General features: G+C 43.1%; 4 protein-coding genes. All 4 read right to left on the minus strand.

Annotated features, from left to right (window positions below):
- Positions 1–48: 48 nt before the first annotated feature.
- On the minus strand, positions 49–1,086 hold the full coding sequence (locus AC1DUA_RS33125; protein ID WP_477503780.1) for an SAM-dependent methyltransferase: 1,038 nt from the start codon (positions 1,084–1,086) through the stop codon (positions 49–51).
- Between the two features lie 20 nt (positions 1,087–1,106).
- Positions 1,107–1,874 carry an ABC transporter ATP-binding protein gene (locus tag AC1DUA_RS33130; protein WP_477503781.1) on the minus strand — a complete coding sequence of 256 codons (768 nt, stop codon included), beginning with the start codon at positions 1,872–1,874 and terminating at the stop codon, positions 1,107–1,109.
- 22 nt (positions 1,875–1,896) lie between these two features.
- Positions 1,897–2,250 (minus strand): cyclic-phosphate processing receiver domain-containing protein, encoded by a 354-nt coding sequence (locus tag AC1DUA_RS33135; RefSeq protein WP_477503782.1) that lies wholly within the window; start codon positions 2,248–2,250, stop codon positions 1,897–1,899.
- Positions 2,251–2,285: 35 nt separating this feature from the next.
- Positions 2,286–2,610 (minus strand): TIM barrel protein (locus AC1DUA_RS33140; protein ID WP_477503783.1); only part of this gene is annotated, 325 nt, incomplete at its 5' end.

Here is a 2,610-nt window from a genome sequence, read left to right on the forward strand (position 1 = left end):
GATTATAAGAGGGGCTTATAAGAAAATCTACATTTTTTTCCAATAATGCTACATCTTTTGCAAGTAAAGGGTCAATTCCTCACGATTGTGAAACAGCTGTTTCGCTTTAAGCAGGAAAAGAGATGGCTCCAGAATTCGTAAAATATCACGAACCGTTTGGAACGGTTTCTTATGCATCAGCTTGACGGTAATAATCGCCGTACCGCCACTTTGTAATGCGTACAGCAAATCAGCGACCAAACGCCCCATTTGGCGAGGGTCCCAACTCATATCACAAACAAGCAAGTCAAACTCTTGATCCCGCAGTTTCACATCGCTTGCATTTTTTTTATAAATCTTAAGATTAGGATTGCCAAGTAGTCTTGGACTCATTGCAGCAGGGTCTATGGCCGTAACCTTCAAGCCCCGCTCTAATAACAACGAAGTCCAACCACCTGGAGCGGCTCCAATATCAAGTGCTGTTCTAGCGACGCTAAAATCAATACCGAACCGTTGCTCCGCCTCCAAAAGCTTGAATTTGGCGCGTGAAATTTGATCCTCTTCCTTCATAAAACGAATGGCTCCGCCTGACCAATCAGACAAATTATCTGTTGGCTTAGAAAGTCCAACAAACAGTTTTTTCGCATGAATGTAGATGGATATAATTTGGTCGGCATAACGAACTACTGGTTCCGCATGAACTTCCGAAACAAGTATTTCATCTAACGCAGCTTTGATTGTAAATGGTGCATAGGGAACATCAGCACGCTCTTCTTTGCGCACTTGGACGGCTATTTTCTCACCTGAGTGAATAAGCCCTTCCGCATGTGCATTTTTTAACCAACCTTTCRGATGTTCAAGGTCCTCTTCCGTTCGCGTGGTTTCCCAATCCTGCAAAACAGGTTGAATATGTCTAAGAAAAATTGGTTCCTGCTCTTTGATTAGTGTTATTGCATCTTCCGTACCCGAGGGCACTTCGAATAAAAAAACTTCAGTTGGCACCAGTAATGTGAACTTGGTCAGTGGAAATAATTTACGGATTTCATCCTGCGCGTACTGCGCAAACCCATGATTCGAAGAGCCAATATATGTCGTAATTTGTGTCATAGCCGCATCCTTTATCTTCTTTAATCCAAAACCTTAATCCACGGTCGATCCTGATACCATTCCAAAGCAATATCCACATCAAAAGCTTTACGGATATTTTCCGGCGTCAGCACCTCTTTCTTAGGCCCAGCAGCAATTAATTCCCCTTGTTCAATAATGGCAACATGCGTAATTAACGGAATAATTTCTTCGATATGATGTGTCACATAAACGACCGTAATGTCCTGTTTACTAAGCTCATTGACATCTCTCAAAAAGCGTTCTCTCTCGTATAAATCCAAGCCAGCAGCAGGTTCATCCAAAACGAGAAGGGAAGGTTTCATCATCAAGGACCTGGCAAGCATCACTTTCTTCCGTTCACCTTGTGACAAACTGCCTAATGTTTGATGAGCCAAATGAAGAATTCGCACCCGCTCCAGCATGGCCATGGCACGATCCAAAACATCTTGCGGAATCTCTTGATAAAACCTGAGATAGGCGTACTCGCCTGTAGCAACAACCTCAATCACAGGATCGCTTAGATTAAGCTTTTCCATAAGCGACTGAGAGATATAACCAATTCTCTTGCGGACTTMTCTCACATCACATTGTCCATAACGGTTGCCCAGCACATCTACAGTTCCCCGACTCGGAAATTCGTAACCATTCATCATTTCGAGCAGCGTGGTTTTGCCTGATCCATTACGTCCTAACAATACCCAGTGTTCACCTGGATTAATATGTACATTCACATCATTTAAAATATGTCGTTCGCCTCGAATAAAATGAATATGCGATAAATGAATCATATCAGGCTACATTCCTTTCTAATTACACTTCACTTTTGTATGTTCCTTGAGCAATTTGCAGCAGCAAATCGTCCGGCATACGGTGAGGATATATGTTCATCCCATCAGGTTTGGCCGAATACAGCATTTGATACATAGCCGTACAAGCAGCCTGGCTGGAAGTATGAATATAAATTTCTCGCGGGAACTTCCGCTTCTGAACAAGCCAAATCACAATATCCATGCCTGTTTGCTCGGTGTTCCAACCCATATCATGATCCAGCGATAAAATATCGATATCACATTCTTCGAGCAGCAGCAAACACTCCTGAACATTTCTAGCTAGCGTAAATCCTTGGGGACAAGGACGCAGATCATCTAAGTATACATGAATCATGACTGGATTTCCTTCCCTTCTGTTCATGCGGTTCGTCAGTCAGCCTTATTGAATAAAGTTTGTACTAGAGCAATTTCCTCAGAGTGAGTACCATTGCTTCCTTTTCCCGTTTCGAGAACAACCGGAATATGTCTTAAAAAGGAAGAAGACAGCAGCTGTCCAAAATTATCAAGACCGATATATCCCTTGCCAAGGTTCGCATGACGATCCCTGCGCGAGCCATAAGGATGAACGGAATCATTCAAATGAACGGCTTTCAAATGGGGGAAATAATCAAGAAATTCGCCTCTAGCCTCCAACTCAGCCCATCCATGGCTCGTCCATAAACCGCTGGCAAAAGCATGGCATGTATCCAAACAG

This window comes from Paenibacillus sp. 01T422 (assembly GCF_056398785.1).